Source organism: Paenisporosarcina sp. P4_E4_2, assembly GCF_056401595.1.
Window position 1 is genome coordinate 1 of record NZ_JBFUJC010000531.1, and the last position, 2133, is coordinate 2133.

Consider the following 2133-nt stretch of genomic DNA (forward strand, 5'->3'; position numbering starts at 1 on the left):
AAAGAATACCGTGATCAAATCACACATATTGAAACGGTTATGGAAAAACAAAAAATGACGACCAATGATTTTACCGATCGTGATATTTTTGGTTATGCCATCGATAAGGGCTGGATGTGTGTGCAAGTATTCTTTGTACGCCAAGGGAAGTTAATCGAGCGAGATGTTTCATTATTCCCGTTATATCAAGATCCAGAAGATGAATTCCTGACGTTCCTCGGCCAGTTTTATGATAAACCGCATCATATCAAGCCAAAAGAAGTATATTTGCCAAGTGCGGTGGATTTGCAACTGGCAAGCCAGCTTCTTGAAGAAGTAAAAGTGGCTTCTCCGAGTCGTGGGCAGAAAAAACAAATGATTGATTTGGCGACAAAGAATGCAGAAATCGCTATCCATGAAAAATTCCAGCTCCTAGACCGACAGGAACAACGAACGATTGGTGCAGTGGAAGAACTGGGGATTGCAATGGATATTGCGCCTCCTCTTCGAATTGAGGCATTCGATAATTCACATATTTATGGATCTGATGCCGTCTCAGCAATGGTATCGTTTATTGATGGAAGACCGAATAAAAAGGACTATCGAAAATACAAAACGAAAACAGCTGCCCGTCATGATGATTACGGAGCCATGCGTGAAGTCATTCGCAGACGTTATACGCGTGTGCTGAAGGATGAATTGCCTCTTCCCGATTTAATTGTCATTGATGGTGGGAAAGGGCAAATGGAAATCGCCCGTGAAGTGATCGAAGATGAACTCGGTTTGTCTATTCCGATTGCAGGATTAGCCAAGGATGCGAAGCACCAGACATCTTCGTTGTTATATGGGGAACCCCCACAGATCATTCCCTTGAAACGAACAAGTGAAGGGTTTTATTTGCTACAACGGATTCAGGACGAAGTGCATCGATTTGCGATTACATTCCATCGGCAACAGCGTGGGAAACAGACGATTGCTTCCGCTTTGGATGGGTTTGAAGGAATCGGTCCGAAACGCAAAAAAATGTTGTTGAAGCATTTTGGTTCTGTAAAACGAATCAAAGAAGCATCCGTGGAAGAGCTGAAACAATCAGGTTTGCCATTGCAAATCGCGGAATCCATGTCTGAATATTTTCAAAATGAGTCATTGTCAAAAGAGTGAGTATATGATATTCTTGACTCACTGAAATTGAATCACTGATGTATGTTCAACAAGGAGCATCCGCTTCCTTTTGAACAAACATCGAATAAGTGGTGATAGAGGCGCGGAAATCAACAGTAGCTTTCTCGAGGATGAACAGATCCATTGAAGGAAAGTGAAAGGGAAATTCTTCTTTGGAAATAAGGGAGAGTTTACATTGAGTCGCATTGTCATGAAATTTGGTGGTACGTCCGTCGGTAACACTGAACGGATCCGTAATGTCGCAAAACGCATAATCGGTGAAACAGCAAAAGGCCATGAAATCGTAGTAGTCGTATCAGCGATGGGGAAAACGACAGATGAATTAATGAGTCTGGCTGGGGATTTATCAGCAGAACCTTCAAAACGTGAAATGGACATGTTGCTGTCAACAGGGGAACAAGTAACAATTGCTTTGTTGACAATGGCACTTCAACATATGGGGCAAGATGCGGTTTCGTTTACGGGATGGCAGGCAGGAATCGGAACGGAATCCGTTCATCGCAATGCTCGAATTGAAAATATAGATACTGTTCGTATGGAGCAGGCTTTGTCGGATGGAAAAGTGGTTGTTGTAGCCGGTTTCCAAGGGATGGATACGTATGGAGAAATTACGACACTCGGACGTGGTGGTTCGGATACGACGGCGGTTGCAATTGCAGCATCGCTAGGAGCGGACCAGTGTGATATTTACACGGATGTCGATGGCATCTATACGTCAGACCCTCGATATGTGGATGGGGCAAGAAAATTGCAGGAGCTATCCTATGACGAAATGCTGGAACTTGCTAACTTAGGAGCTGGGGTTTTGCATCCTAGGGCAGTGGAATTCGCTAAAAATTATTGCATGCCACTAAGTGTCCGTTCTAGCTTAAGTGAAGATACAGGAACCATATTATTGGAGGAACCTACTATGGAAAAAAACTTGATAGTGCGTGGTGTCGCATTCGAACCGGAAATTGTTAGGGTTACGGT

Annotated in this window: 2 protein-coding genes and 1 riboswitch; both genes read left to right on the top strand. The window is 43.5% G+C overall.

Annotated elements, in window-relative coordinates; genetic code table 11:
* A partial coding sequence (uvrC, locus tag AC1DSB_RS19435) for an excinuclease ABC subunit UvrC (protein ID WP_477587432.1) occupies nucleotides 1–1140 on the top strand: 1140 nt, incomplete at its 5' end.
* An 88-nt stretch (nucleotides 1141–1228) separates the two neighbouring features.
* A riboswitch (Lysine riboswitch) is annotated at nucleotides 1229–1341 on the top strand.
* On the top strand, nucleotides 1337–2133 hold a 797-nt coding region (locus AC1DSB_RS19440; protein ID WP_477587433.1), incomplete at its 3' end, for an aspartate kinase. Its footprint overlaps the riboswitch before it by 5 nt.